Below are 26800 nucleotides of genomic sequence, written 5' to 3'. Positions count from 1 at the left end.
TTAGCAGCGTCATCGGGATTCGCAAACCCTAAATTGCGTTGGGTTGCAGAAATATTGCGCAGGGGCGGCTTCAGCCCCAGTTTCGGGGGTTGTTCGCGCGGCTGTTGGAGCGGTCGATCGCCATGATGATGCCCACGCACAGCATGACGGTCAGCATCGACGATCCGCCATAGGACATGAAGGGCAGGGGGATGCCCACCACCGGGGCCAGGCCCATCACCATCATCAGGTTGATAGCGACATAGAAGAAGATCGTCGTCGTCAGCCCCGCCGCGACCAGCCGGGCGAAGCGGTCGTTCGTACGCATCGCCACGCGCAGGCCCCAGCGGAACAGCAGCATGAACGCGCCGATCAGCAACAGGCCGCCGGCCATGCCCCATTCCTCCGCCATGGTGGCGAAGACGAAATCGGTATGGCCTTCGGGCAGATAATCGAGATGGCTTTGTGATCCCTGCAGGAATCCCTTGCCCCAGATACCGCCCGAACCGATCGCGATCTTGGATTGGCTGATATGATAGCCCGCGCCCAGCGGATCGCTTTCCGGGTCCAGGAATATGAGGACGCGCTTCTTTTGATAGTCGTGCAGGAAGCTGAAGGCGATCGGCACGATGGCAGCCACCGTCAGCCCCGATCCGATGAACAGCCGCAGCGGCAAGCCGGCCAGGAACATGACGGTCACGCCGCCAGCCAGGGTCATCGTGGCGGTCCCCAGGTCCGGCTGGATCAACACCAGCGACCATGGCATGCCGATCAGCAGGAGAGCGGGCCAGATCGCGTTCCAGCTGCGGATTTCGCCCACCGGCAGGCGCGCATAGAATTGCGCGACGGCCAGCACGATGACCGGCTTCATGAATTCGGACGGCTGAAGCTGCATGAAGCCCAGATTGATCCAGCGCTGGCTTCCCCCCGCGACCCCGCCGATCAACTCGACGAGAAACAGCGCGACCAGAATGGCGCCATAGGCGGGAAAGGCAAACCGCGCGAAAATTTCCAGCGGGATGCGGCTAAGGACCAGCGCCATCGCGGAAAATATGCAGAAGCGCACCGCCTGGTTGGTCGCCCAGGGGAAGATGCTGCCACCCGCCGCGCTGTAGAGGACCAGCGTACCGAAAACCGCGATGGCCAGCAGCAGCGCCATGACGCGCCAGGGGAATTGGGTGATGGGCTGGGGAATGATGCTCATGGCGCATCCGCCGCATTGCTGCCGGGTGGAGGAGGGGCGTCGTCCGATTCGTCGGCTGGTGGCGCCGCTGGTGCCTGCGTGGCGCTGTTGCCCGCCGCTGCTGCGTTGCTGCCATTGTCGGCGGCAGGCGGCGGGGTTTCACCCTTCTCGATCGCACGGGCCAGGCGGAACGCGCCCATTTGCCGGGCCTGCCTTTCCGACGGGGTGCCGCCCCAGCCCTTTTCCAGCGTCTCCAGCTTCTCCATCGCCTTTTTGGGATCGAACAGATAGGACAGCGTATCGCTGGCGATCATCGGGGCGTCCTCGTTACGGATCAAATGCCCGCCATGTTCGATGATGCAGGCGACCGCATAGCGCGGATTGTCGAACGGCGCGAAACCCTGGAACAGGGCATGATCGCGCAGCTTGAACGCCAGTGAGCTGTTGCCACGTACCCCGCCCGCGCGCTCGGCCATGGTGATGCGCCGGACCTGCGCGGTGCCGGTCTTGCCGGCGATCAGCACGCCGGGGATGGACATGCGCGCGGCCCCGCCCGTGCCGCCGCCATTGACGACTGCGCTCATTGCGTCGCGGATGACGACCAGATGCTCTTCGGATGCGCCGACCAAAGCAGGCTCGGGACGCTTCGCGCCATGCAGGAAATTGGGCATGAGTTGCTTGCCGGTCGCCAGCCGAGCGGCCATCACCGCCATTTGCAGCGGATTGATCAGCATATAGCCCTGACCGATGGTGGCGTTCACCGTGTCATACACCTGCCATTTCTGGTCATATTTCTTCAGTTTCCAGGCTGGGTCGGGCACCGTGCCATAGCTTTGGCTGGGGAAAGGCAGGTCGAAACGCTGGCCCATGCCGCACCGCCGCGCCATCGCCGCGATCCGGTCCATGCCGATGCGCTGGGCCATCTGGTAGAAATATATGTCGCAGCTCTGGGCGATGGCGGTCCGCATGTTGACCGCGCCATGGCCGCGCCGCTTGTGGCAGTGGAACAGCGTATTGCCGACGCGCAGCGCCCCGGAGCAGCCGACCGTCTCCTGCGGCCCGACGCCCGCTTCCAGCAGCGCGAGCGCCACCATCGGCTTGACGGTCGATCCGGGGGGATAAAGCCCCTGCAACGTCTTGTTGCGCAACGGGACATGGTCATCCTGCGACAACATGGCCCATTCCATATGGCTGATGCCGTCCGAAAAACTGTTCGGATCGAAACTGGGCATCGACGCCATCGCCAGCACATCGCCATTGGCGCAATCGATGACGACGACGGAACCGCTCTGCGTCGCCAGCCGCCGGCCGGCATATTCCTGCAATCCCGCGTCGATGGTCAGCTTGATCGAATGGCCGGGCGTATCGGGTCGGGTGGTCAGTTCCCGAACGATCTTGCCGCGCGCCGTCACCTCGACCCGCTTGGCCCCTGGCTTGCCGGTCAGATGTTCGTCAAAGGCGCGTTCCAGCCCGTCCTTGCCGACCTTGAAACCCGGCGTGATCAGCAGCGGATTCTTGCGTTCCTTATATTCCTCCGCCGTCGCCGCGCCGACATAGCCCAGCAAATGACCGACTGTGGACCCGCCAGGATAATGGCGCGAAAAGCCCTGACTGGGCGCGACGCCCGGCAGGTCGGGCAGGCGTACGCTGACGGCGGCATATTGGTCATAGGTCAGCTTGTCGGCGACCTGCACAGGCCGGAACCCGGCCGACTTGTCCAGTTCTTCGCGAATGCGATCGACCTCGTCCGGCTCCAGGCTCAGCAATTGCGCCAGATGCTTCACCGTCGCATCGGCGTCCACCACCCGCTGCGGGATCAGGTCGACGCGAAAATCGGTGCGGTTGTTGGCCAGCGGCCGACCATGGCGGTCGATGATCCAGCCCCGGCGGGGCGGAATGAGCGTCAGGTTGACGCGGTTGCTCTCCGACAGGAGCGAATATTTCTCATTCTCCGCCACGCTGATCCACGCCATTCGCGCGGCCAGCACGGCGCCAACCGCCCCCTGGAGCGCCCCCAGCACCATGGTGCGGCGGGTGAAGGTGAAGGACTGGGCGGCTTCGGTGATGATCTGGCGTTTGGAACCGGGAAATTTCATGCCATCACGCGCCAGCGGTCGATCCGCGCGCATTGCCGGACGACGAAGGGAAACAACAATATCGTCCAGAACATCTGTGGCGCGACCAACAGCAACCTCACATCGCCTCCGCCGGTGATGCGGGCAAAGAACAGCCCGCCGGCCATGCAGACTATAATGGCGAAACCGGCGATCAGCCAGTCCTGCCGGTAACTACGCCATATCATGCGATGCTCGACCGCGTCGACGCCTATCAGCATGATGGTCCACAGGAACATGGCGGAGCCGATCGGCTGCCCGCTCATCATGTCGTCGAACAGGCCGAGCGGCAGGCCGATCCACGCCCGCCACAATTCCGGGCGCAGTAATCGCCAGGATAGCAGAAACAGCAGGCCAAAGGGCGGCATGACCGGCGATTGTGCGATCACCGGCAGCGCCGTGACGGATGATCCCAGCATGACGGTGATGACCGGGATGCCCGCCAACCGAAAGCGGGACGGGTTCCGCCCCAGGCGCGGCACATAGTGAAGGTGCCGGTCGATCATGGCGTCGCTACATTGCCCGGCTCTGCACCCTCCGTCGCGGCGGGGGTGCCTGGGTCGGGCCGTGTCACGACCTGTTCGAACGCGCGCTCGACAACGACCGCATCGACGCGCGATGGATTGGCCAGCGGGAAGCCCCAGGCGATTTCACCCTGCACCCGCACGACGACAGCGACGGGAATGTTGGGCTGATATATGCCGCCAATGCCCGATGTGACCAGCAGATCGCCCGGCTTGAACGGATTGCGTCCGGCCGACAGCGACCGGATTTCCAGCGATCCGTCGCCGGCCCCGGTCGCGATGGCGGGCACATTGTCATTCGCCCGCCGCACCGGCACGATGCTGCCGCTATCGGTCAGCAACAGGACGTCGGACGTGTTGGGCGTGGTGCTATGTACCCGTCCGATCAGCCCTTCCGTCGCGCGCACCGGCATGCCCGGCTGCACGCCCTGCCACCGCCCCGCATTAAGGCGAGCAAAGCGGCGCGCGCTGCTGGAGGAGGAACTGATCAGCCGCGCCGTCAGCAACTGGCTGGCATCCTCATCGACCAGCTTGAGCAATTTCTTCAGTCGCGCATTTTCCTGCGCCACGGCCTTGGCTTCGATGATGCGATTGCGATCCGCCTCCACCTGGCGGCGCAGCGCGACATTCTGCGACCCCGCACGCCAATAGGCGGCCAGCACTTCGTCGATGGAACTGACCCCGCTCACCATGTTTTTCAGGCCCACGGACACAGGGCGGGTCAATTCGGCGGTGACTGCGCGAATACCTGCAAAACCGGTGGGATCGAAGATCGCGACGACGATCAGCAACAGCCCGATCGCTGCGCCGGTGACCGCCACCACATAGCTGGCGAACAGGCTATATTGCGCCTTCCGGTTGTGTCCGGGGCGTCGGCTGGGTGGCCGCGCCATCTACGCGTCCCTTTCGCTCTGGCCTAACGATCAGGCGGTTTGCAATACACCCCGGAAGATCGGATCTTCCATCGCACGGCCGGTGCCGATCGCCACGCAGGTCAGCGGGTCTTCGGCGATGGTGACGGGCAGGCCGGTTTCGTCGCGCAATTCGTCGTCCAGACCATGCAGCAACGCACCGCCGCCAGTCAGGACGATGCCCTGATCGACAATGTCGGCGGCCAGTTCGGGCGCGGTATTTTCCAGCGCGATCCGCACGCCTTCCACGATCGTGCTGATCGGTTCGGCCAGGGCATCGGCAATCTGGCCCTGATTGATGCTGATTTCCTTGGGCACGCCGTTCACCAGATCGCGGCCCTTGATATGGATCGTCTCACCCACGCCATCGGCGGGCGACTGGGCGATGCCATATTGCTTCTTGATCCGTTCCGCCGTGGCTTCGCCGATCAGCAGATTGTGATGACGACGCACGAAGGACACGATCGCTTCGTCCATCTTGTCGCCGCCCACGCGCACGCTGGTGGTATAGGCCAGGCCACGCAGCGACAGCACGGCGACTTCGGTGGTGCCGCCGCCAATGTCGACGACCATCGAACCGATCGGCTCGGTCACGGGCATGTCCGCGCCGATCGCGGCCGCCATCGGTTCCTCGATCAGGAACACCTGCCGCGCACCGGCATTGCTGGCGGCATCGCGAATGGCGCGACGCTCGACGCTGGTGGAGCCGGACGGCACGCAGATCACGATTTCAGGCGCGCGCCAGGGGCTGTGCTTGCCGCCATGCACCTTGGTGATGAAATGCTTGATCATCTGTTCGGCGACGTCGATGTCGGCGATCACGCCGTCACGCAGCGGCCGGATGGCCTCGATCGAATCCGGGGTCTTGCCCATCATCAGCTTGGCGTCGACGCCGACCGCCTTCACCCGCTTCACGCCGTTCAGCGTTTCGACCGCCACCACCGACGGCTCGTTCAATACAATGCCGCGACCGCGCACATAGACCACCGTATTGGCGGTGCCCAGGTCGATGGCCATATCCTGCGAAGTGAATTTGAAGAGACGCGAGAAGATCGACATGCCTTATCCTGTATCGCCCGCCGTCCCCGCGACGCGACTGGGGGACCGGTCGGAAAGCTGTTCCGTTCATCACTGCGCTAAATGGCTTCTGCCCTGTTCAGTTGTCCTGTGCAGTGCAAAATATTTGGCGTCGCGGGTCGCGGAAAGCGACCGATTGGGCTAGTCCCTAATCAATGTCAATACGCCGCCTGCCCGAACATCTGGTCAATCGTATCGCTGCCGGTGAAGTGGTTGAAAGACCCGCCAGCGCGCTCAAGGAAATTGTTGAAAATGCGTTGGACGCTGGCGCGACTCGCATCGCCATCCGCCTGTCGAACGGCGGACTCGACCGGATCGAGGTGAGCGACGACGGTGTCGGCATGGATTCGGCCGACATGGCGCTGGCGCTGGAACGGCACGCAACATCCAAGATGCCCGATGACGATGCCATTGAAAATGTGGCCACTCTGGGTTTCCGTGGCGAAGCGCTGCCGTCCATCGCCAGTGTCGCGCGCCTGTCGATCGACAGCCGGCGGCAGGGCGGGGAGGGCTGGAACCGCACGGTCGACAATGGGCAATTGGTGGCGGAGGGGCCAGCCGCCTTGCCGCCCGGCACCCGCGTCACCATCGAACAGCTTTTCGCCAAGGTTCCCGCCCGCCGCAAATTCCTGCGATCGGCCAAGGCGGAATATGCCGCCTGTCTCGACATCGTCCGCCGTCTCGCAATGGCACATCCCGCCGTCGCTTTCGCGCTGGAACATGACGGTCGCCGGACGCTGGGGGTGCAGGCGGGCGACGCGCGGGAGGAAAGGGTGGCCGCGCTGACGGACCGGGCGCTGGCGGACAATCATGTCATCATCAGCCTGGCGCGGGAAGGCGTGCGCCTGTCGGGCGTCGCCTCCATTCCCACCTACAACCGCGGCGTGGGCGATCATCAATATCTGTTCGTCAATGGCCGCCCCGTGCGCGACCGGCTGCTCATCGGCGCATTGCGCGGCGCCTATGCCGACATGCTGGCGCGCGATCGGCATCCGGTGGTGGCCCTGTTCCTCGACGTCCCGCCGCTCGACGTGGACGTCAATGTCCACCCCGCCAAGACGGAGGTGCGCTTCCGTGATCCCGCGATGATCCGGGGCATGATCATTTCGGGCCTGCGCCGCGCGCTCGACGAACAGGGCTTTCGCGCGGTCCAGAATGCCGATCCCGCCGCGCTGTCCGCCTGGCGCGCCGAACCCGTCTCCCCCACGCCGATCGGCGCGATGCCGATCTTTGACGCCGCGCCGGTCAGCTATAACCCGCTCGCCGCATCTTCCTTCGGCGATCGCCGTTCCAGCTTCATGACCCCGCCGCCGCAGGCGCGCGTCGAACCTGCCATGGCCCCCGCCCCGGAAGGCCAGAGCTTCCCGCTGGGCGTCGCGCGCGGCCAGGTCGCGCGCACCTATATCGTCGCGGAAGCGGAAGACGGCCTGGTCATCGTCGATCAGCATGCCGCCCATGAACGGCTGACGCTGGAGAGGATGCGCCGGGCGATGGAAGGGCAGGGCGTCCAGTCGCAGGCGTTGCTGCTGCCCGAAGTCGTCGAACTGGAAGAACCCGCCTGCGACCGGCTGGAATCGCGCGCGCCCGAATTGCGCGACTTCGGCCTAGACCTCGAACGCTTCGGCCCGTCCGCCATGCTGGTCCGCGCCGTACCGGCCATGCTCGGCCAGTCGGATGTCCAGGGCCTCGTCAAGGATCTGGCCGACGATCTCGCCGCCTATGACAGCGCCCTGTCGCTGAAGGAACGGCTCGACCTCGTCGCCGCGACCATGGCCTGTCACGGATCGGTTCGCGCGGGCCGGGTGCTCAGCGTCGCGGAAATGAACGCCCTGCTTCGCGAAATGGAAGTCACGCCACGCTCTGGCCAGTGCAACCATGGCCGCCCGACCTGGGTGAAGCTGGGCCATGGCGACATAGAAAAATTGTTCGGAAGGAAGTGATCTGATGACGATCCTCGCTGCCTTATTGCTTGCCGCTGCCCCGGTTGCCGCCACGCAATGCACCGCACCCGCACCATTGGCCGAACCCTGGACCAGCTGGACCCAGAGCGGACGGGCAAAGGCGGGCGTTCAGGCTCATGGCGCACCCGCGCTGATCCTGGGAAAGCCGGTCACCGCCACGCTGACGCCCGCCGCCCATGTCCAATTCGCCGCGCCGCCGGGCAAAGGGGCGAAAGACGGGCATGGCGGTCTCTTCACCCTGTCGCTCAAGCAGGCGGCGCGGGTCGGGATCGCGCTTGATGGCCCGGCCTGGGTTGACGTCATCACGGGGACGCAGGCGATCGCCTCGGTCGAACATGGTCATGGCCCGGACTGTTCTGGCATCCGCAAGATCGTGTGGTTCGACCTGCCCGCCGGTCGGCATCTGGTGCAGATTGCAGGGTCGAAAGCCGCCGATGTGCGGGTGATGGCGGCGGATGCGAAGGCGAACCAGCCCCAGTAACACAGACAGCGTGTTCCCGCGCAGGCGGGAACCCAGTCCAACCGTCGAACTGGGTTCCCGCCTGCGCGGGAACACGCCGCTACCGCATCAGACTCAAACCGGCCGCGTCCGCCACAATGCAATCGGGATCATGGTCAGCACCGCGTCGTCATCCTGATTGAGGATCGTCACCTTGCTGTGAACGATGCCCATTTCCGGGCGGCTTTGCGACGCCTTCTTGGCAATGACCTCGCTGGTGCCGCGCAGCGTGTCGCCGGGCCGCACCGGGCGCAGCCAGCGAAGCTCGTCGACGCCCATCGCGCCCAGACTCGCCGCCTGCCGCCCCGGATCGCGCTGCATCTCGGTCACAAACATCTTCATGAACAGGGCGGTGGTGTGCCATCCGCTGGCCGACAGCGTGCCGAAATGGGTGGCAGCGGCTGCCTCGTCGGACAGATGAAAGGGCTGGGCGTCAAACTCGGCGGCGAAGGCGATCGCCTCCTCCCGGCTCACCGTCAGAGGACCAAAGGCGATGCTATCGCCCACCGCAATATCCTCGAAATAGACTGTCGCGTCCGCCATGATATTTCCTTTCATGACGGACCTAATGCGAACTTACGTTTACGTCAATGTCAACTAATTTGGAGGGAAGGCTGGCCGCGCGGCACTGTCATGGTCGCGCGCGTGCTGATCGCGCCGCCCGGCGTGGATACCTGATCCACCACCCGCGCCTTCGTCGTCCACGCATCGGGCGTCACTTCGCACACCAGATAGCCGCGCTGGTCGTTGATGAATTTCAGCTCCGGATTGTTCTTCAGCATCATGTCGCTGCCGGTTCGCAGGTCGGACCCGTTGCCGCCCGATGAGATCGAGGTCGACACAAATTCCACCGCCACGGTCTTGTCGCCATTGTCGAGCAGCCCGGCGAAATTCTGGTGCTCGTCCCCGGTCAGCACGATCACATTGTCCAGCCCGCGCATCTTGGCCAGCAAGCGGTTGCGCGGCACGCTATAGCCGGCCCAACTGTCGATATTATAGATTTTCGCCTTCTCGTCGGCATAGCGGCGCCGGTCGAGCGACATCATCATCACCTGCTGCGCCAGGCAATTCCACTTGGTCCGCCCACGCTTCAGATTATCGACCAGCCAGCTTTCCTCCTGCGCCGAAATGACCGTCGCCTTGCTGTCGTCAATGCCGGGGCAATAGGGTTTGAACCCGTCATTGCACGGCTGGTCGCTGCGGAAGGATCGGGTGTCCAGAAAATCGATCGACAGCAGGTCGCCAAAGCGCGCCTCGCGATACATGTTGGTGATGATGCCGTCGCGCGGCAGAATCGCCGCACGCACCGGCATATATTCATACCACACTTGCAACCCGGCCTGACGGCGCAGGCGGAAAATCTCCGGCGGTACATCCTTCCAGTCATGGTCGCCGACCCAGTTATTTTCGACCTCATGATCGTCGAAGGTCGAAAACCATGTGTGGTTCGCGCGCGCTGCCTGCAGGTCATAGTCGCTCAGATATTGCGCATAGCGCAGCCGGTAATCGGCCACGTCGAAACAATCCTGGCCGATATGATGGCGGACCTGATCCTCCGGCAACCCGTCCTTGTCATAATCGGGGCCGCGCTGCTTATATTCGTAGATGAAATCGCCATAGTGAAAGACGAAATTCAGGTTATCCTCGCGCGCCAGATGGCGGAATGCGGTGAACAGCCCATCCTCATAATTCTGGCAGCCCGCGACCCCGAATTTCAGGCTCGCAGGGCTGGCCGACGCCAGCGGCAAAGTGCGCGCCCGCCCGCGCGACGACTGGTCGCTGCCCAGGGCAAAGCGATACCAATAGGGCCGGTCGGCTTGCAAACCCGTCACCTCGACATGGACGCTATGGCCCAGTTCCGGCCGCGCCGTCGCCTCGCCCGAAGCCACGATGGTCTTGAACCTGTCGTCGCTCGCCACTTCCCATTTCACCGGCAGCGGCACCATCGGCATGCCCCCATGCGGCTCGAACGGCTTGGGGGCCAGCTTGGTCCAGATGACGAAACCGTCCGCCGCCGGATCGCCCGACGTGACGCCCAGGGCAAAGGGGTAGCCCGCAAACCAGCTTTGCGCCTTCAACAATGCGGGCGCGCCGATCAGCGGCGCCGTCGTGGCAACGGTCAGTAACTGGCGACGGGAAAACATGGCGGCGACTTTCTGTATGGCTGTTTTACGACTGTGTCTTAGCCTGCTGCCCTAGCTTCGCAATATGACAGATCGACGCAAGCACTTCAGACGATCCAATCGCGCAAGACCCGCCACCGCTCCGCCTTCTGCGCGCGCGACAACGTGGCATGCGCGCCGCTGGAGGAGGGGAGGTCGATCAGCGTCAGGTCGTCCCGCGCCGCCAATTGCCGTCGTCCATGCACCGCTGCCGTCCTGCCGTTGAACGCGACCGCCTGCAACGCGGGCAGGGCCGCAACGAATTGGCCCAGATCGCGAAGCTGCGCATCGCTGATCGCGCTGTCCAGACTGCCTGGCCGGGTGGCGCTGGCGATCACGTCCCACAGCCCCACGCCCCGCGCCCGCAAACGCTCCAGCCGCAGTGCGTAGGGCTGCCCGACCAATGCCTCGCCCAGCACATCGCCGATCAGCGCCCAGAACGCATTGCCCGAATGCGCATAATATTCCTGCCGCGCGATCGACACATCGCCGGGCAGGCTGCCCAGGATCAGCAGCCGGGTGTCGGCATCAACGCTGGGCGGGAAGGCTGCCTTGCGCTGGATCGCATCCTCCAAAGCCGTCATGCCAGCGAAGGCTGGCATCTCAGGCGTTAGTGCGCTGCCTCACGAGGCCCCAGCCTGCGCTGGGGCGACGTTGGGGTTTCTACACGTTAAACCGGAACAGCATGATGTCGCCGTCCTGCGTGACATAGTCCTTGCCTTCGGACCGCCACTTGCCTGCTTCCTTGGCACCCGCCTCGCCATTGAACTGGACATAGTCGGCATAGGCCATGGTTTCGGCGCGGATGAAGCCCTTTTCGAAATCTGTATGGATCGCGCCGGCCGCCTGCGGGGCTTTCGACCCCTTGTGCACGGTCCAGGCGCGCGCTTCCTTCGGCCCAACGGTGAAGAAGGTGATGAGGCCCAGCAACTCATAGCCCGCCCGGATGATCCGCGCGAGGCCCGCTTCGGTCAGCCCCAGGGCTTCCAGATATTCGCCGCGCTCCTCGACCGGCATGGTCACCAGTTCGGCCTCGATCGCTGCCGACACGATGACCGCGCTGGCATTTTCCGCCGCCGCCTTTTCGAACACCCGTGCGGAATGGGCATTGCCCTGCGCCGCCGCGCCTTCCTCGACATTGCAGACATAGAGGACGGGCTTGGCCGTCAGCAGTTGCGCTTGCGCAAACAGGCGTGCTTCCTCGTCATCGCGTGGCTGGGTCAGGCGCGCAGGCTTGCCGTCGCGCAGCAATTCCAGCGTCTGCCCCAGCACGGAAGCGGCAGCCTTGGCCTCCTTGTCGCCCTGCGCGCCCTTCTTCAGCAGATTGGGCACGCGCTTTTCCAGGCTTTCCAGATCGGCCAGCATCAATTCGGTCTCGACCGTCTCGGCGTCGGCGATCGGGTCGACCTTGCCCTCGACATGGGTGATGTCGTCATCCTCGAAACAGCGCAGCACATGGACGATGGCGTCGGTTTCGCGGATATTGGCCAGGAACTGGTTGCCCAGCCCTTCGCCCTTGGATGCGCCGCGGACCAGGCCGGCAATGTCGACAAACGCCAGTTGCGTCTCGATGATCTTCTGCGACCCGCCAATCTTCGCGATCGTCTCCAGCCGGGGGTCCGGCACAGCCACGCGCCCCTCGTTCGGCTCGATCGTGCAGAAGGGATAATTCGCCGCCTGCGCCGCCTGCGTTTCGGTCAGCGCATTGAACAGGGTGGACTTGCCCACATTGGGAAGCCCGACGATACCGCAACGAAAACCCATTTGACTGCCTTCACTTCAAATCCGATGGCGCGCCCGATAGCGGTTTCGCCGTGCATTGGCCAGCCTTTGCCCCATCGGCGACAATATCCGACCGATCAGGTGATGACGCTCGGCGCGTCCATGCCGGTATAGCCGCGAATGTCGGCCAGTTCCTGCGCGGCCGCGACGAGCGGAGCCAGCGCATCCCCCGTCGCCAGATTGAGGTCGCCATCGGGCGCCATATACCGCTCGATATAGACGCGCAGCGTCGCCCCCTGCGTGCCGGTGCCCGACAGGCGGAACACCACCCGCGATCCATCCACGAACAATATGCGCACGCCCTGATTGCGGCTCACCGATCCGTCGGTCGGGTCGGTATAGGCAAAATCATCCGCCGCGCTGATCGTCCCGCCGCTGTTGCCGGTTCCCGCCAGACTGTCGATCTTGCCGCGCAGCGCCGCCATCAGCGCATCGGCCCGGTCGGTGGCGATGGCCTCATAATCATGCCGGGCATAATAGTTGCGGCCATAGGTCGCCCAATGATCGGCCATGATCGCCGCCACGCTCTGCTGGCGCGCCGCGACGATGTTCAGCCATAGCAGTACCGCCCAGATGCCGTCCTTTTCGCGCACATGGTCGGACCCGGTGCCTGCGCTTTCCTCGCCGCAGATGGTCGCCATGCCTGCGTCGAGCAGATTGCCGAAGAATTTCCAGCCGGTCGGCGTTTCGTAGAGCGGAACGCCCAGTTTCTCCGCCACCCGGTCGGCCGCGCCGCTGGTCGGCATCGACCGCGCAATGCCCTTGAGCCCCGCCTTGTAGCCGGGCGCGAGATGCGCGTTCGCGGCCAGCACCGCCAGCGAATCCGACGGCGTCACATAGCAATGCCGCCCGATGATCAGGTTGCGGTCACCATCGCCGTCCGAAGCCGCGCCGAAATCGGGCGCGTCGACGGCCATCATCTTGTCGTAAAGCTCTTTGGCGTGGACCAGATTGGGGTCAGGATGGTGATGGCCGAAATCGGGCAGGGGGGTGCCGTTCATCACCGTGCCCACGGGCGCGCCCAGCCGCCGCTCGAATATCTCGACCGCATAGGGTCCGGTCACCGCGCTCATGGAATCGAAGGCGAGGGTAAAGCCCCCCGCGATCATCGCCCGGATCGCGCAGAAATCGAACAATTGCTCCATCAGGTCGGCATAGCCCGTGACCGGATCGACCACCTCGACCAGCATGTCGCCCATCCGGCTCGTGCCGATATGGTCCAGATCGACGTCGGCGGCGTCCAATATGCGATACTGGTCGATCGTCAGCGTGCGCGCATGGATCGCATCGGTCACCTTCTCCGGCGCCGGGCCACCATTGCTGACATTATATTTGATCCCGAAATCCTCGTCCGGCCCGCCCGGATTGTGGCTGGCCGACAGCACCAGCCCGCCAAAAGCGCCCGACGCGCGGATCAGGTGCGACGCGGCTGGCGTCGACAAAATGCCGCCCTGACCCACCAGCACCCGGCCAAATCCGTTGGCCGCCGCCATTTTCAGGACGATCTGGATGACCTCGCGATTGAGATAGCGCCCGTCGCCACCCACCACCAGCGTCTGCCCGGCAAAGCCCTCCAGGCTGTCGAACACGGACTGGACGAAATTTTCGGCATAATGGGGCTGGGCAAAGACCTTCACCTTCTTGCGCAGGCCCGACGTTCCCGGCTTCTGATCGTTGAACGGCGTGGTCGAAACTGTCTGAATCACCCGGTAACCCCCTGCAAGACGCAATGTCCCGCGCCCTTATGGCCCGGCGTTGTGACAATTCGCAATGCAGTTATTGCCTGCCCGCCCGCTCAATCCGCCAACCGCAGCGCGACTTCGTTCATGAACCGCGCATCGTCATTCTTCGCCAGCCATTCCGCTTCCGCGCCGATCGCGCCCAGCATGTCGGCCAGCGCGTCGCTCTCGCTCTTGTGATAATTGCCCAGCACATAGTCATGCACCCGGTCCTTGTGCCCCGGATGACCGATGCCGATCCGCACCCGGCGGAAATCCGCGCCGATATGCGCGTCGGTCGATCGCAGGCCGTTGTGCCCGGCATTGCCGCCGCCACGCTTCACCTTCACCTTCATCGGCGCCAGGTCCAGTTCGTCGTGGAAGACGGTCACGTCCTGCGGCGTCAGCTTGTAGAAGCGCATGGCCTCGCCAACGGCCCGCCCGCTTTCGTTCATGAATGTCGCGGGTTTCAGCAGCAGGATCTTCTCCGGCCCGATCCGCCCTTCCTGGGTCCAGCCCTGGAACTGCTTGCGGGGCGGGGAGAAGCGATACAGGTCCGCGATCAGGTCTGCGACCATGAAGCCGACATTATGCCGGTGCATCGCATATTGCGCGCCCGGATTGCCCAGGCCCACCCAGATTTGCATCGTCCCTTGCTCCTTCACGACAAAACCCCGTTCGCCCTGAGCCTGTCGAACCGCCAGGTCCGACAAGCCCAGCCCGAACGGGGTTGAGCTGAACCGTTATACGGTCGAAAGGCTTATTCGGCTTCCGCCTCGGCCTCGCCTTCACCTTCGGCGCTCTTGAGAGCCGACGGGGCGACGATGGTCGCGATCGTGAAGTCGCGATCCTCGATCGCGGGCTTCGCGCCCTTGGGCAGCGTCACCGCGCTGATGTGGATCGAATCACCGACTTCGAAGCCGGTCAGGTCGACCACGACATCGTCGGGGATTTCGGAAGCATCGACGACCAGTTCGACATCATGACGAACGACGTTCAGCACGCCGCCCTTCTTGAGGCCGGGCGAGGCGGCTTCATTTTCGAAACGCACAGGGACCGCGACGGTCACGCTGGCATGTTCGGCAACGCGCAGGAAGTCGGCGTGCAGCGGACGGTCCGAAACGGGGTGGAAGGCCACATCCTTGGGCAGGGTGCGGACGGTCTTGCCGTTCACTTCGACCATGATGACCGAATTGAAGAAGTGGCCGGTGCCGAGCAGCTTGTTGAGGAGCTTTTCCTCGACATGGATCGACAGGGGTTCTTCGTTCATTCCATAGATGACGGCGGGTACGCGGCCCTCACGGCGGAGGGCGCGGGAGGCTCCCTTGCCTGCCCGATCGCGTGCCTCGGCCGACAGCGTAAGCTGCTCGCTCATTGCGTGTCTCCAAAAGCTGGTTTGAGTTACTTTTCCCGCCACGCCTCCAGGGATGACCATAGCGGGAGCGCGCCCTTTAGCAGAAAAGTGCCAGAAAGCAAGCGGGCCAACACGCGGTGCTCCCGCGAAGGCGGGAGCCCAGTTCATACGTCTCGACTGTACTCCCGCCTTCGCGGGAGCACAAAGCGCCTACTGCACCCGCGTCACCGCAAACCCGCGCGCCTTCAGCAGGTCGATCAGATTCTCCCGTCCCGTCAGATGCCCGGCGCCCACCGCGATGAACGGCGCGCCCTTCATCGGTTCGATGGCCTTCACCCAGTCGCGGTTGCGCGCCACCAGCACCGCTTCCTCGACCACCGGGTCGGGCTGCTCGCCAATCTGGTCCTCCCTGGCGATCGCTTCCATGTCGCCCGTGCTCCAGGCCTTGAGGATGCGGTCATACAGCCCCTTCATATCCTTGGCCTCATGCACGGTCTGCACCAGCAACTGCGATTGCGCCGCTTGCGGCAGCGTGTCGAACGCGCCGAACTGCCGTTCGATCGTCTCCAGCCCGCCAATCGGCTTGCCTGCCTTTGTGAAGGCCGCGATCAGTACCGGCTCGACCCCGTCATCCTGACTGACGCCCAGCTCCTGTTGCGTCGCCGCCGACAGCAGCATCGCCGCTGCCCAGCTTTCATAGCCTGACAATATTTGCGTGCTGGTCCCGCCATCGCTGATCGCCTTGTCGAGCGCAGCTTTCTCCTTGTCCGGCACGCGCGCTTCGAGTGGCGGCAGGCCGGGACTGCGCCCCATGGATTCGAACAGGGCGAGCGTTTTCTCCTCGTCCTGCAAATCCGCCGCCTCCAGCACCAGCCGATCGGCCTTGGCCATCGCTGCGCGGATCGTCGGCGTCTCCCACGCTACCCCCTTGGGCAGCACATGGATGGTGCCGAACAGCCATCCCTTCATGTCGCCGCGCTGCACCTGCCACAGCGCCGGGCCTTCCTTTACCGCGGGCGAGGGGGCAGGGTCACCGCCACAGGCGGCAACCAGCGTCAGCGCACAGAGCACGAGAAATCGGGTGAACAGCCGCATCGCCGCTTACTCCTTCACGCGCCGGGTCTTGATGCCCAGCGCCTTCAACTGATCCTGCACGCTGCCCTTGCCCGCCAGATGCCCAGCGCCCACGGCCACGAACACGGTACCGGGCCGGTCCATCCGCCCCTTTATCCATTGCGCCCAGTTCGCATTGCGCCCGATCAGCAATGTCTGCGCCAGCTGCGGCGTCGCTTCGAGCGATTCGTTCATCGACCTGGCCAGCCGCTTGGGGTCGCCCGCCTGCCAATAGCGCAGCAGCTTGGCGAACTCGCCCTCCATCTCCGGCAATCCATCGACCGTCGCGTTCAGAAACTCGACCTGTTGCGCCATCGGCAGCGTGGCGAAGAAATCGATCTGCTGCTCGACCGTCTCCAGCGCCTCGACCTGCTTGCCCGCCTTCATCGCCGCCGCGCGCAATATCTTTTCCGCGCCCAGATCGGCCCGGTAGCCCAGCTTCTGGAGCGGCGCGACCGACAGCGCCATGCCCGCCATCCACGGGGAAAAGCGTTCGAACGCCTGCCACGGCATCGCATTGGCCTCCATCGCCGCGCGATATTTCGCCCGCGCCGTGTCGTCCAGCCGGTCCGACAGCGCCACCCCGTCGCCCGCGACCGCCTTGCTCATCATGACAGCGCCCATGACATTGGGATCGTCCGGCTCGATAATCTCCAGCACCAGCTCGTCCGCCCCGTCGAACGCCGCCTTCACATCGCCACGAAACCAGTCGATCCCCGGCTTCATCACATGGACGGTGCCGAACAGGTAGATGGTGGTGTCCGCATCCTGCACCCGCCACAGGGCGGGGGTGGCGACGATATTGGCGGGCGTGGCCGGGCGCGCTTGCGCCACGCCACTCATCATCAACAGCGCAGCGGCGCATAAACGAAGCATCTTCATGCCGCACACATGCGGGCAGGGCGGCCCAAGGGCAAGCCGCTTAACCCTGTTTTGCGCGCGTCTCCCTTGACCGTATCAGCCCCATACGCCAATGCGCGACGCCAAGATAAACCGTCATATCGCAAGGATCACCCGTGGCCGAAGGCAAAGCGCTTTCCTTCCAGGACCTCATCCTGACCCTCCATGCCTATTGGGGGAAACAGGGCTGCGTCATCCTCCAGCCCTATGACATGGAAGTGGGCGCAGGCACCTTTCACCCCGCAACCACCTTGCGCGCGCTGGGGCCAAAGCCGTGGAACGCCGCCTATGTCCAGCCCAGCCGCCGCCCGACCGATGGCCGCTATGGCGAAAATCCCAACCGGCTTCAGCATTATTACCAATATCAGGTGATCATGAAGCCGTCGCCCGCCAACCTTCAGGATCTCTATCTGGGGTCGCTGATGGAAATCGGCATCGACCCGCTGGTCCATGACATCCGCTTTGTCGAGGATGACTGGGAAAGCCCGACGCTGGGCGCCTGGGGGCTGGGCTGGGAAGTCTGGTGCGACGGCATGGAAGTCAGCCAGTTCACCTACTTTCAGCAGATGGGCGGCTATGACTGCAAGCCGGTCGCGGGCGAACTCACCTACGGGCTTGAACGGCTCGCCATGTATATTCAGGGCGTCGACAGCGTCTATGACCTGAAATTCAACGACGCGGGCGTCACCTATGGCGACGTGTTTCATGAAAATGAGCGGCAGATGTCGAAATGGAATTTCGAGGTCGCCGACACGGAAAAACTGTTCCGCTGGTTCAAGGATTGCCAGGCCGAATGGCGCCAGTGCATCGACAATGGCGTCCCGCTCGCCGCGTTCGAGCAGGCGATCAAGGCATCGCACACCTTCAACCTGCTCCAGGCCCGCGGCGTCATCTCCGTACAGGAACGTGCCAGCTACATGGGCCAGGTCCGCGACATGGCCAAGGGCAGCTGCGAAGCATGGATGGAATCCAACGGATGGACGGCGTGAATCCTCCCCGGCACGGGGAGGGGGACCGCGCGGCGCAGCCGCGTGGTGGAGGGGGCGTGCCCCAAACGCGGCGCCCGGAAACCTACACCGCCCGCAAACTGCGCCGCGACATGTCCCTGCCCGAAGTCCTGCTTTGGCAACGCCTGCGAGGTCAGGCCACCGGCCTCAAATTCCGGCGGCAACATCCGGTCGGAAACTATATAGCCGACTTCTATTGCAGCAGCGTCAAGCTGGTCATCGAGGTCGACGGGGAATCGCATAATCGGGTGGACCGTCCGACGCGCGATCTCCACCGCGACAGGTTTATGGAAGAGAATGGATATCAGATGCTTCGCATAGCTGCCTCTGAGATTTTGAAGGATGCTGACAAAGTGGCCGCCTCAATCGCTGCACTTGGGGCAAGCCCCCTCCACCGCCCTGCGGGCGGTCCCCCTCCCCGTGCCGGGGAGGAACGCCAATGACTGACTTCCTCCTCGAACTGCGCTGCGAGGAAATTCCCGCGCGCATGCAATTGAAGGCCAGCGACGATCTCGCCCGCCTGTTTACCGAGGAACTGGCCAAGTCCGGCCTCATCCCCGGCGCGATCGACAGTTTCGTGACGCCGCGCCGCCTGGCGCTCATCGCCCGCGACCTGCCGCTGGAAACCGCCGCCGTCAGCGAAGAGCATAAAGGCCCGCGCACCAGCGCGCCGCCCCAGGCGCTCGAAGGCTTCCTGCGCAAGACCGGCCTGACCCAGGACCAGCTGGAGGATCGCGACGGCGTCTGGTTCGCCGTCGTCAACAAGCCGGGCCGCGCCACTGCCGACGTACTGGCCCAAGCCATACCCGCGATCATCCGCGCCTTCCCCTGGCCCAAATCGATGCGCTGGGGCAGCGCGTCCCAGACCACCGAAAGCCTGCGCTGGGTCCGCCCGTTGCAAGGCATCGTCGCGATCTTGGGTGAAGACCTTATCCCCTGCGAAGTCGACGGCATCCAGTCGGGCTACGCAACGCTCGGCCACCGCTTCCACCATAGCGGCGAGATCACCATCGGCGGCGCGAGCGATTACGCAGAAAAGCTGCGCGCCTGCCATGTCATCGTCAGCCATCAGGAACGCCAGTCGATCATCGCGGAAAAATCGGCGCAGGCCGCCGCCGCCCACGGCTACACCGTGGTCGAGGACAAGGGGCTGATCGCGGAAAATGCGGGCCTGACCGAATGGCCGGTTCCGCTGCAGGGCGATTTCGACCCCGCCTTCCTGGAGGTGCCGCCCGAAGTCATCCAGCTGACCCTGCGCATCAACCAGAAATATTTCGTCCTGCGCGACGGGCAGGGCAAACTCGCCCCCGCCTTCATCTGCACCGCCAATATCGAGGCGAAGGATGGCGGCGCAGCGATCATCGCCGGAAACCGCAAGGTGCTGGCCGCACGCCTCTCCGACGCCCGCTTCTTCTGGGAACAGGACCGCAAGACCCGGCTGGAAGATCACGCCAAGAAGCTGGAACGCATCACCTTCCACGAAAAACTCGGCACCGTCGCCGACAAGGTCGAGCGCGTGGCGAAACTGGCCCGCTGGCTGGTGGAAGAGGGCATCGTTACCCCAGCCACTACCGTCACCCCAGCGAAGGCTGGGGTCTCAGGCGGCAGCACACCAACGCCTGAGATGCCAGCTTCCACTGGCATGACGAAGGATCAGTTGGCAGACCTCGCCGAACAGGCCGCCCACCTCTGCAAGGCCGACCTCGTCACTGAAATGGTCGGCGAATTCCCCGAACTGCAAGGCGTCATGGGCGGCTACTACGCTCGCGCCGAAGGCCTGCCCGACGCGGTAGCCGACGCCATCCGCGACCATTACAAGCCGGTCGGCCAAGGCGACGACGTGCCGACAGCGCCGGTCACGGTAGCGGTGAGTTTGGCGGATAAGCTGGATACTGTATTTGCGTTCTTCGCCATTGGAGAAGGGCCAACTGGCTCTAGGGATCCATTTGCACTACGTAGGCAAATACTCGCTGCCCTAGCCATCACAATAAATAATCGGCTCCGCTTCTCAATTGTTCGAGTTTTTGAGGCGATAGCGGTCATTCATCGGGAACAATATGCAAAGGCCATGGCCGAAGATGTGCCCGGTCTTGAAGAGCGTCTCAATGATTACTTTTTACAGCATTTACCAAAAAATAAAAATTCCTATGATTTGTTAGAACAATTGGTTGATGATGCTACGCATGAGTTTTTAGCATCTGTTCCTGAAAAATCAGATGATCCCGATGATGCTTTCGTGCGGTGGAACCAAGAACGGAGACTTGGTGCCATGCACCGCGCTTTTGTATCTTGGCATTTGTGGATACCGGATTGGGTAGAAGTAATTCCAGTAGTTAATGCCGGGCTTTCTTTTGCTGCCGACCGCCTCAAAGTCCAGCAACGCGAAGCCGGTGTCCGCCACGACCTGATCGACGCGGTGTTTGCCTTGGGTGGCGAGGATGATCTCGTCCGCCTGCTCGCCCGCGTCCATGCGCTCCAGTCCTTCGTCGCGACCGATGACGGCGCGAACCTGCTGGCGGGCTACAAGCGCGCCGCGAACATCCTCAAGAAGGAAGCGCCTGCCCAATCCACCACCGTCATCCCCGCGAAGGCGGGGACCCATCTCCCAACCGAGCAACCAGACGCAGCGCCGGCGATGGATTCCCGCCTTCGCGGGAATGACGGGCCTCTTTCCTACACCCCCGAATTAGCCGAAGCTGCACTCATCGCCGCGCTCGACGTGGCGGAACCGCGCACGGCTCAGGCGGTGGCGGCGGAGGATTTCGAGGGCGCGATGGCGGCCCTTGCAACGCTCCGCGCGCCCATCGACGCCTTCTTTGAAAGCGTGACGGTCAATGATCCCGATGCGGACAAGCGCGCCGCCCGCCTCGCCCTTCTGGTGCGGGCCCGCGACGCCGTTCACAGTGTAGCAGACTTTTCGAAAATTACCGGATGACGTAATAAAATGTCATGTTTGCCGGGAAAAGTACGAAGTTAAGGCGTAATAATCCTATTCGAACGCGCATGATCTGGCTATGCATGTCAGATTGTTGCGATGCAATATAATCGGCAATCAGTGCAGGGAGTGCCGGGAATGAAGAATACAGAAGAGGGCATGATGACGACGACCGCAACGCGCTATGTTTATCGTTTTGGCGGCGGCGTCGATGATGGCGGTCAGGGGGACCGCAATCTTCTGGGCGGCAAGGGCGCCAATCTCGACGGCATGGCCGCGATCGGCTTGCCGGTGCCTCCGGGTTTCACCATCACGACGGCCATGTGCACCCGCTATTATGAAGATGGCGGCGTCTATCCCGACAGCGTGAAGGCGGAAGTCGCCACTGGCCTCGCCCATATCGAAGGCATCACTGGCAAGACGTTCGGCAATGCTGCCGATCCGTTGCTCGTCTCGGTCCGCTCCGGCGCGCGCGCCTCGATGCCCGGCATGATGGACACGGTCCTCAACCTTGGCCTTAACGACGAAACCGTCGTCGGCCTCGCCAACACGTCGGGCGACGAGCGTTTCGCCTGGGACAGCTATCGCCGCTTCATCCAGATGTATTCGGACGTCGTGCTGGAACTGGACCATGGTGCGTTCGAAGAAGCGCTGGAAATCGCCAAGGAAGATCAGGGCTACACCCTCGACACCGAAATGACGGCGGACGACTGGAAGGCGCTGGTTGCCGAATATAAGGCGCTGGTGGAAAAGCTTTGGAACAAGCCGTTCCCGCAGGACGTCCATGACCAGCTCTGGGGCGCGATCAGCGCCGTGTTCGGATCGTGGCAGTCGGAACGCGCGAAAGTCTATCGCCGCCTCAACAACATCCCCGGCGAATGGGGCACTGCCGTCAATGTGCAGGCGATGGTGTTCGGCAATATGGGCGAAACCTCGGCCACCGGCGTCGCCTTCACCCGCGACCCGTCGACTGGCGAGAATGTCTATTATGGCGAATTCCTGATCAACGCCCAGGGCGAGGACGTCGTCGCAGGCATCCGCACCCCGCAATATCTGACCAGGGCCGCGCGCGAACGGGCAGGGGCCAAGCCGCTGTCGATGGAAGAGGCGATGCCGGAAACCTATGCTGAACTGGCCAAGGTGTTCCAGATCCTCGAAACCCATTATCGCGACATGCAGGACATCGAATTCACGGTGCAGCAGGGCAAGCTGTGGATGCTCCAGACCCGGTCGGGCAAGCGCACCGCCAAGGCCGCGCTCAAAATGGCCGTGGACATGGCGCATGAAGGGCTGATCACTGAAGAAGAAGCCGTCGCCCGCGTCGATCCCGCCGCGCTCGACCAACTGCTTCACCCCACGCTCGATCCAAAGGCGCCGCGCGACGTGCTGACCAAGGGGCTGCCCGCCAGCCCCGGCGCTGCGTCGGGTCTGATCGTGTTCGACGCCGATACGGCCGAGCGCCGCAACGAAATGGGCGACGCCGTCATCCTGGTCCGCGTGGAAACCTCGCCGGAGGATATTCACGGCATGCACGCGGCCAAGGGCATCCTGACCGCCCGCGGCGGCATGACCAGCCACGCCGCCGTCGTCGCCCGCGGCATGGGCCGCCCCTGCGTGTCCGGCGCTGGCGGCATCTCGATCGACAATAGCGCCAAGATCCTGCGCGTCGGTGGCCGTGAGCTCAAGGAAGGCGACATCCTTACGCTCGACGGTTCAACCGGCGAAGTGATGGCGGGCGAAGTGCCGACCGTTCAGCCCGAACTGGCCGGCGACTTCGGCACCCTGATGGTCTGGGCCGACAAGGTGCGTCGCCTCAAGGTCCGCGCCAACGCCGAAACGCCGCAGGACTGCAAGGTCGCGCGCGAATTCGGCGCGGAAGGCGTCGGCTTGTGCCGCACCGAACATATGTTCTTCGACGCGGCCCGCATCACCGCCGTGCGCGAAATGATCCTGGCAGACAGCGAAAAGGGCCGCCGCGTCGCGCTCGACCGGCTGCTGCCCGAACAGCGTGACGATTTCGCGCAGATTTTCATGGTGATGGCGGGCCTGCCCGTCACCATCCGCCTGCTCGATCCGCCGCTGCACGAATTCCTCCCCCATGCCGAGGCGGAATTTGAGGAAGTGGCCAAGGCGGCTGGCGTCGGCATCGAAGTGTTGAAACGTCGCGCCAATGAACTGCATGAATTCAACCCGATGCTGGGCCATCGCGGTTGCCGCCTGGGCGTCACCTATCCCGAAATCTACGAGATGCAGGCCCGCGCGATCTTCGAGGCCGCGCTGATCGTCAAGCAACGCGGTGGCGAAGCGCCGATCCCCGAAGTCATGATCCCGCTCGTTGCCACCCGCAAGGAACTGGAACTGATGAAGGCAATCGTCGATCGCGTCGCGACCGAAGTGTTCGCGGAACAGGGCGACAGCGTCGAATATCTGGTCGGCACGATGATCGAACTGCCCCGCGCCGCGCTCAAGGCGGGCGAGATCGCGGAAGTCGGCGAATTCTTCTCCTTCGGCACCAACGACCTTACCCAGACCACGATCGGCATCAGCCGTGACGATGCTGGCCGGTTCCTTACCCAATATGTGGACAAGGGCATCTTCGCCCGCGATCCCTTCGTCAGCATCGATGTCGAGGGTGTAGGCGAACTGATCCAGCTTGCAGCCGAGCGCGGGCGCAAGACCCGCCCCGGCATCAAGCTTGGCATTTGCGGCGAACATGGCGGCGACCCGGCCTCGATCGCCTTCTGCGAAGCCACCGGCCTCGACTATGTATCGGCCTCGCCCTATCGCGTGCCGATCGCCCGGCTGGCCGCGGCGCAGGCCGCTCTGGCGAACAAGAATTAAGGCAAAAGGCGGGGCGCAAACCCCGCCTTTTTCTTGCCAGCTCAGACTGTCCCGGCTCAGACCGGCGTAGTGACCCGGCCGAACAGGCCCTTGCGCTGCCCGCCGCCTTCCAGCGCACGCGCCTGCTCCCGCCAATCCTCACGCGCGATCGTGCCCGGCGTCAGCCCCAGCCGCGCTTCCAGCGCCGCCTCCTGCTCGCTGCTCAGCGTGGCGATCTGGCCATAGCGATGATAGCCTGCCTCATGGAGCAACGCTGCCTGCGACTGGCTCAAGCCCTTGATCCGGCTCAGATCGTCGCGTTCCGCGGCAATGCCAGCGCCCGGCACGGCATCAACCGCAGGCGTCCGCTTCTCCAGCGCGACGATCCGCGCATTGGCCGCCTCCAGCTGTGCGTCGCGATCCTTGAGCATCGCGCGATGGGCGGCCTGCTCGTCCCGCCAGGCCCGGCGATATTTCCCGCGCCCGCTCATCATCAGGCCCAGGATCAGGCCAATGACCAGCGCGATCAGCAGCAGGGCGATGTCATTAAGGGTGAAGCTCATGATGGCATCCTTTCATTACCGTCTCGAACGGCGGATGACGCCAAAAGTTGCCCAGCGGCCCCATAAAGGCGGGAAGGGCGGGTAAAAGTGAAAAAAGGGGCTTGCCCAATCCGGCGCGCCCTACTATCCGCGCCACTCCAGTGCACCCGTAGCTCAGCTGGATAGAGCATCAGACTACGAATCTGAGGGTCTGTCTCTTATACACATCTAGATGTGTATAATAGACAGGTTCGAGACGGTAATGAAAGGATGCCATCATGAGCCTGTCTCTTATACACATCTAGATGTGTATAATAGACAGGTTCGAGACGGTAATGAAAGGATGCCATCATGAGCCTGTCTCTTATACACATCTAGATGTGTATAAGAGACAGCAGCTGGATAGAGCATCAGACTACGAATCTGAGGGTCGGGCGTTCGAATCGCTCCGGGTGCACCATTTATTTGAAGGGCTTTTGGTCCTGGCTTCCAGCCGCGATCAGGCTCCCTTCCAGCGCACCCGTAGCTCAGCTGGATAGAGCATCAGACTCCGAATCTGAGGGTCGGGCGTTCGAATCGCTCCGGGTGCACCATTTATTTGAAGGGCTTTTGGTCCTGGCTTCCAGCCGCGATCAGTCTCCCTTCCAGCGCACCCGTAGCTCAGCTGGATAGAGCATCAGACTACGAATCTGAGGGTCGGGCGTTCGAATCGCTCCGGGTGCACCATTTCCCTTTCACGCCATCGCCAGCGCGACCATCGCGTCGATGTCGGCATGCTGCTCCAGCAGCGCCGCGACATCGTCCAGGGCGTCCTCGACCGTCTGTGCATAATCGGCCATCGCCGACGGCCCGCCCAAGCGCCGCAGCAATGCGTCCCGCAGCGGCGCGCTGGCCAGCAGGCCATGGACATAGCTGCCTAGCACCCGCCCATCGCGGCTGATCGCGCCATCGGTCCTCCCGCCGTCCAGAATGGCAAAGGGCCGCGCACAATCCGGCCCGCTGGTCGCGCCCATATGCATCTCATACCCGGTAAAATCGGCCTTTAGCCCATGGCCCTGCACCTGGTGGAGTGCCTTGCCGGATGACATCAGCGTATCCACCTCCAGCAGACCAAGTCCTGCGATGGTCTCCGGCGGTCCCTCGATCCCTTCGGGGTCGCCGATCGTCCGTCCCAGCATCTGGTAGCCGCCGCAAATCCCCAGCACCGCGCCACCCCGCCGGTGATGCGCGCGAATGTCGATGTCCCAACCCTGCGCCACCATCGCGCGCATATCGGCGATCGTCGCCTTGGACCCCGGCAGGATCACCAGCGCCGCATCGGCCGGGATCACCTGCCCCGGCCCGATCATCCGCAATTCGACCGACGGTTCCAGCTTCAGCGGATCCAGATCGTCGAAATTGGATATGCGCGGCAGCACGGGGCAGGCGATGACCAGCGGCGCATCGACAGACGGCGTGCGCCGTTCCAGCACCACCGCATCTTCGCTCGGCAGCCGCGCCACGGCGTCCAGCCACGGCACCACCCCCATGCCGCGCCAGCCCGACAACGTCGCAATCTGGGCATAGCCATCCTCGAACAGGGCAGGATCGCCACGGAATTTGTTGATCAGGAAACCCCGGATCATCGCAGCGTCCGCCGGGTCTATCACCGTACGTGTGCCAACCACCGCCGCGATCACGCCGCCCCGGTCGATGTCACCGACCAGTATGACCGGCACATTAGCCGCCCGCGCAAAACCCATATTGGCAATGTCGCCCGCGCGCAGATTGATCTCGGCTGGCGATCCCGCCCCTTCGACCACCACAATGTCGCACTGCGCCTTCAATCGCTCGTAACTTTCCAGCACAGCGCCCAGCAGTTCGCCGCGCGCGCTACGGAAATTGCCCGATCCCAACGTGCCCCGCACCTGGCCATGGACGATCAGCTGGGATGTCCGGTCCGCCTGCGGCTTCAACAGCACCGGGTTCATGTCGCTATGCAACGGCACGCCGCACGCAACTGCCTGCAATGCCTGCGCCCGGCCAATCTCGCCGCCATCGCTGGTGACGGCCGCGTTGTTGGACATGTTCTGCGGCTTGAACGGCCGCACATTGTAGCCCCGTCGGACCAGCGCCCGGCACAATCCGGCGACCAGCACCGATTTGCCCACGTCCGATCCGGTTCCCTGTAGCATGATCGCGCCCATCGGACGCTCCTGACGGCAGCGGGCCGCCAGCGC

The 26800-nt window shown here is 63.7% G+C and carries 22 protein-coding genes and 2 tRNA genes; 8 read left to right on the top strand and 16 right to left on the bottom strand.

What is annotated here, in order from left to right; genetic code table 11:
* Positions 1-70: 70 nt before the first annotated feature.
* The 5 genes from rodA to FE851_RS07390 are packed head-to-tail and all read right to left on the bottom strand — an operon-like array spanning position 71 to position 5770.
* The gene (rodA, locus tag FE851_RS07410) at positions 71-1183 is read right to left on the bottom strand and encodes a rod shape-determining protein RodA (RefSeq protein WP_145201155.1); all 1113 of its coding nucleotides are present in this window, start codon (positions 1181-1183) and stop codon (positions 71-73) included.
* Positions 1180-3258 (bottom strand): penicillin-binding protein 2, encoded by a 2079-nt coding sequence (gene mrdA, locus FE851_RS07405; protein ID WP_145201152.1) that lies wholly within the window; start codon positions 3256-3258, stop codon positions 1180-1182. Before mrdA ends, rodA begins: the two co-directional genes overlap by 4 nt.
* A complete protein-coding gene (gene mreD, locus FE851_RS07400; protein ID WP_017183093.1) occupies positions 3255-3782 on the bottom strand; it encodes a rod shape-determining protein MreD in 528 nt (175 codons plus the stop codon). The genes mrdA and mreD overlap by 4 nt, the downstream gene beginning before the upstream one ends.
* On the bottom strand, positions 3779-4693 hold the full coding sequence (gene mreC, locus FE851_RS07395; protein WP_145201149.1) for a rod shape-determining protein MreC: 915 nt from the start codon (positions 4691-4693) through the stop codon (positions 3779-3781). Before mreC ends, mreD begins: the two co-directional genes overlap by 4 nt.
* A 30-nt stretch (positions 4694-4723) precedes the next feature.
* Positions 4724-5770 (bottom strand): rod shape-determining protein, encoded by a 1047-nt coding sequence (locus tag FE851_RS07390; protein WP_017183095.1) that lies wholly within the window; start codon positions 5768-5770, stop codon positions 4724-4726.
* A gap of 173 nt (positions 5771-5943) precedes the next feature.
* Here FE851_RS07390 and mutL point away from each other — a divergent pair, with 173 nt between their 5' ends.
* Complete coding sequence (gene mutL / locus FE851_RS07385) at positions 5944-7728, top strand: DNA mismatch repair endonuclease MutL (protein ID WP_145201146.1); 1785 nt, start codon at positions 5944-5946, stop codon at positions 7726-7728.
* Positions 7729-7732: 4 nt separating this feature from the next.
* Positions 7733-8230 (top strand): hypothetical protein, encoded by a 498-nt coding sequence (locus FE851_RS07380; protein ID WP_145201144.1) that lies wholly within the window; start codon positions 7733-7735, stop codon positions 8228-8230.
* A 93-nt stretch (positions 8231-8323) separates the two neighbouring features.
* On the opposite strand, the gene FE851_RS07375 is transcribed toward FE851_RS07380, so the two are convergent.
* From FE851_RS07375 to FE851_RS07335, 9 genes are all read right to left on the bottom strand, one after another.
* Positions 8324-8791, bottom strand: a complete 468-nt coding sequence (locus tag FE851_RS07375; RefSeq protein WP_145201141.1) for a MaoC family dehydratase — start codon at positions 8789-8791, stop codon at positions 8324-8326.
* Positions 8792-8841: 50 nt separating this feature from the next.
* Positions 8842-10392 (bottom strand): alkaline phosphatase D family protein, encoded by a 1551-nt coding sequence (locus FE851_RS07370; protein ID WP_145201138.1) that lies wholly within the window; start codon positions 10390-10392, stop codon positions 8842-8844.
* Positions 10393-10478: 86 nt separating this feature from the next.
* Complete coding sequence (locus FE851_RS07365; protein ID WP_261370869.1) at positions 10479-10994, bottom strand: DNA-deoxyinosine glycosylase; 516 nt, start codon at positions 10992-10994, stop codon at positions 10479-10481.
* A gap of 79 nt (positions 10995-11073) precedes the next feature.
* The gene (gene ychF, locus FE851_RS07360) at positions 11074-12174 is read right to left on the bottom strand and encodes a redox-regulated ATPase YchF (protein ID WP_017183661.1); all 1101 of its coding nucleotides are present in this window, start codon (positions 12172-12174) and stop codon (positions 11074-11076) included.
* Between the two features lie 95 nt (positions 12175-12269).
* Positions 12270-13898 carry an alpha-D-glucose phosphate-specific phosphoglucomutase gene (locus FE851_RS07355; protein ID WP_145201132.1) on the bottom strand — a complete coding sequence of 543 codons (1629 nt, stop codon included), beginning with the start codon at positions 13896-13898 and terminating at the stop codon, positions 12270-12272.
* Between the two features lie 89 nt (positions 13899-13987).
* On the bottom strand, positions 13988-14557 hold the full coding sequence (pth, locus tag FE851_RS07350; RefSeq protein ID WP_019052049.1) for an aminoacyl-tRNA hydrolase: 570 nt from the start codon (positions 14555-14557) through the stop codon (positions 13988-13990).
* A gap of 113 nt (positions 14558-14670) precedes the next feature.
* Positions 14671-15285, bottom strand: a complete 615-nt coding sequence (locus FE851_RS07345; protein ID WP_017183664.1) for a 50S ribosomal protein L25/general stress protein Ctc — start codon at positions 15283-15285, stop codon at positions 14671-14673.
* A gap of 189 nt (positions 15286-15474) precedes the next feature.
* Positions 15475-16359: a TraB/GumN family protein gene (locus FE851_RS07340; RefSeq protein WP_145201129.1), complete on the bottom strand. Its 885-nt coding sequence runs from the start codon at positions 16357-16359 to the stop codon at positions 15475-15477.
* Between the two features lie 6 nt (positions 16360-16365).
* Positions 16366-17259, bottom strand: coding sequence for a TraB/GumN family protein (locus FE851_RS07335; protein WP_145201126.1), 894 nt, complete (start codon positions 17257-17259; stop codon positions 16366-16368).
* 134 nt (positions 17260-17393) lie between these two features.
* Between FE851_RS07335 and FE851_RS07330 the strand changes: the two genes are divergently transcribed.
* The 4 genes from FE851_RS07330 (at position 17394) to ppdK (ending at position 24060) form a co-directional block, all read left to right on the top strand.
* Positions 17394-18266, top strand: coding sequence for a glycine--tRNA ligase subunit alpha (locus FE851_RS07330; protein WP_145201123.1), 873 nt, complete (start codon positions 17394-17396; stop codon positions 18264-18266).
* On the top strand, positions 18236-18727 hold the full coding sequence (locus tag FE851_RS07325) for an endonuclease domain-containing protein (protein ID WP_315850578.1): 492 nt from the start codon (positions 18236-18238) through the stop codon (positions 18725-18727). Before FE851_RS07330 ends, FE851_RS07325 begins: the two co-directional genes overlap by 31 nt.
* Positions 18724-21219 (top strand): glycine--tRNA ligase subunit beta, encoded by a 2496-nt coding sequence (gene glyS, locus FE851_RS07320; protein WP_145201118.1) that lies wholly within the window; start codon positions 18724-18726, stop codon positions 21217-21219. Before FE851_RS07325 ends, glyS begins: the two co-directional genes overlap by 4 nt.
* Positions 21220-21357: 138 nt before the next feature.
* Entirely contained in the window at positions 21358-24060 is a 2703-nt protein-coding gene (gene ppdK / locus FE851_RS07315; RefSeq protein ID WP_145201115.1) for a pyruvate, phosphate dikinase, read from the top strand.
* A 56-nt stretch (positions 24061-24116) separates the two neighbouring features.
* Here ppdK and FE851_RS07310 read toward each other — a convergent pair whose 3' ends face one another.
* Positions 24117-24602 (bottom strand): hypothetical protein, encoded by a 486-nt coding sequence (locus FE851_RS07310; RefSeq protein WP_145201112.1) that lies wholly within the window; start codon positions 24600-24602, stop codon positions 24117-24119.
* Positions 24603-25097: 495 nt separating this feature from the next.
* On the opposite strand from FE851_RS07310, the gene FE851_RS07300 reads away from it, so the two are divergent.
* Together FE851_RS07300 and FE851_RS07295 are read left to right on the top strand one after the other, a co-directional pair.
* Positions 25098-25174 (top strand) — tRNA-Arg (locus FE851_RS07300).
* 56 nt (positions 25175-25230) lie between these two features.
* Positions 25231-25307: transfer RNA gene (locus FE851_RS07295), tRNA-Arg, on the top strand.
* Positions 25308-25315: 8 nt separating this feature from the next.
* On the opposite strand, the gene FE851_RS07290 is transcribed toward FE851_RS07295, so the two are convergent.
* On the bottom strand, positions 25316-26767 hold the full coding sequence (locus FE851_RS07290; RefSeq protein ID WP_145201109.1) for a cobyric acid synthase: 1452 nt from the start codon (positions 26765-26767) through the stop codon (positions 25316-25318).
* Between the last annotated feature and the right edge of the window lie 33 nt (positions 26768-26800).

It is taken from the genome of Sphingobium sp. B2 (assembly GCF_007693735.1).
GTDB lineage: Bacteria > Pseudomonadota > Alphaproteobacteria > Sphingomonadales > Sphingomonadaceae > Sphingobium > Sphingobium xenophagum.
This window is presented reverse-complemented; position numbering and strand designations above follow the sequence as displayed.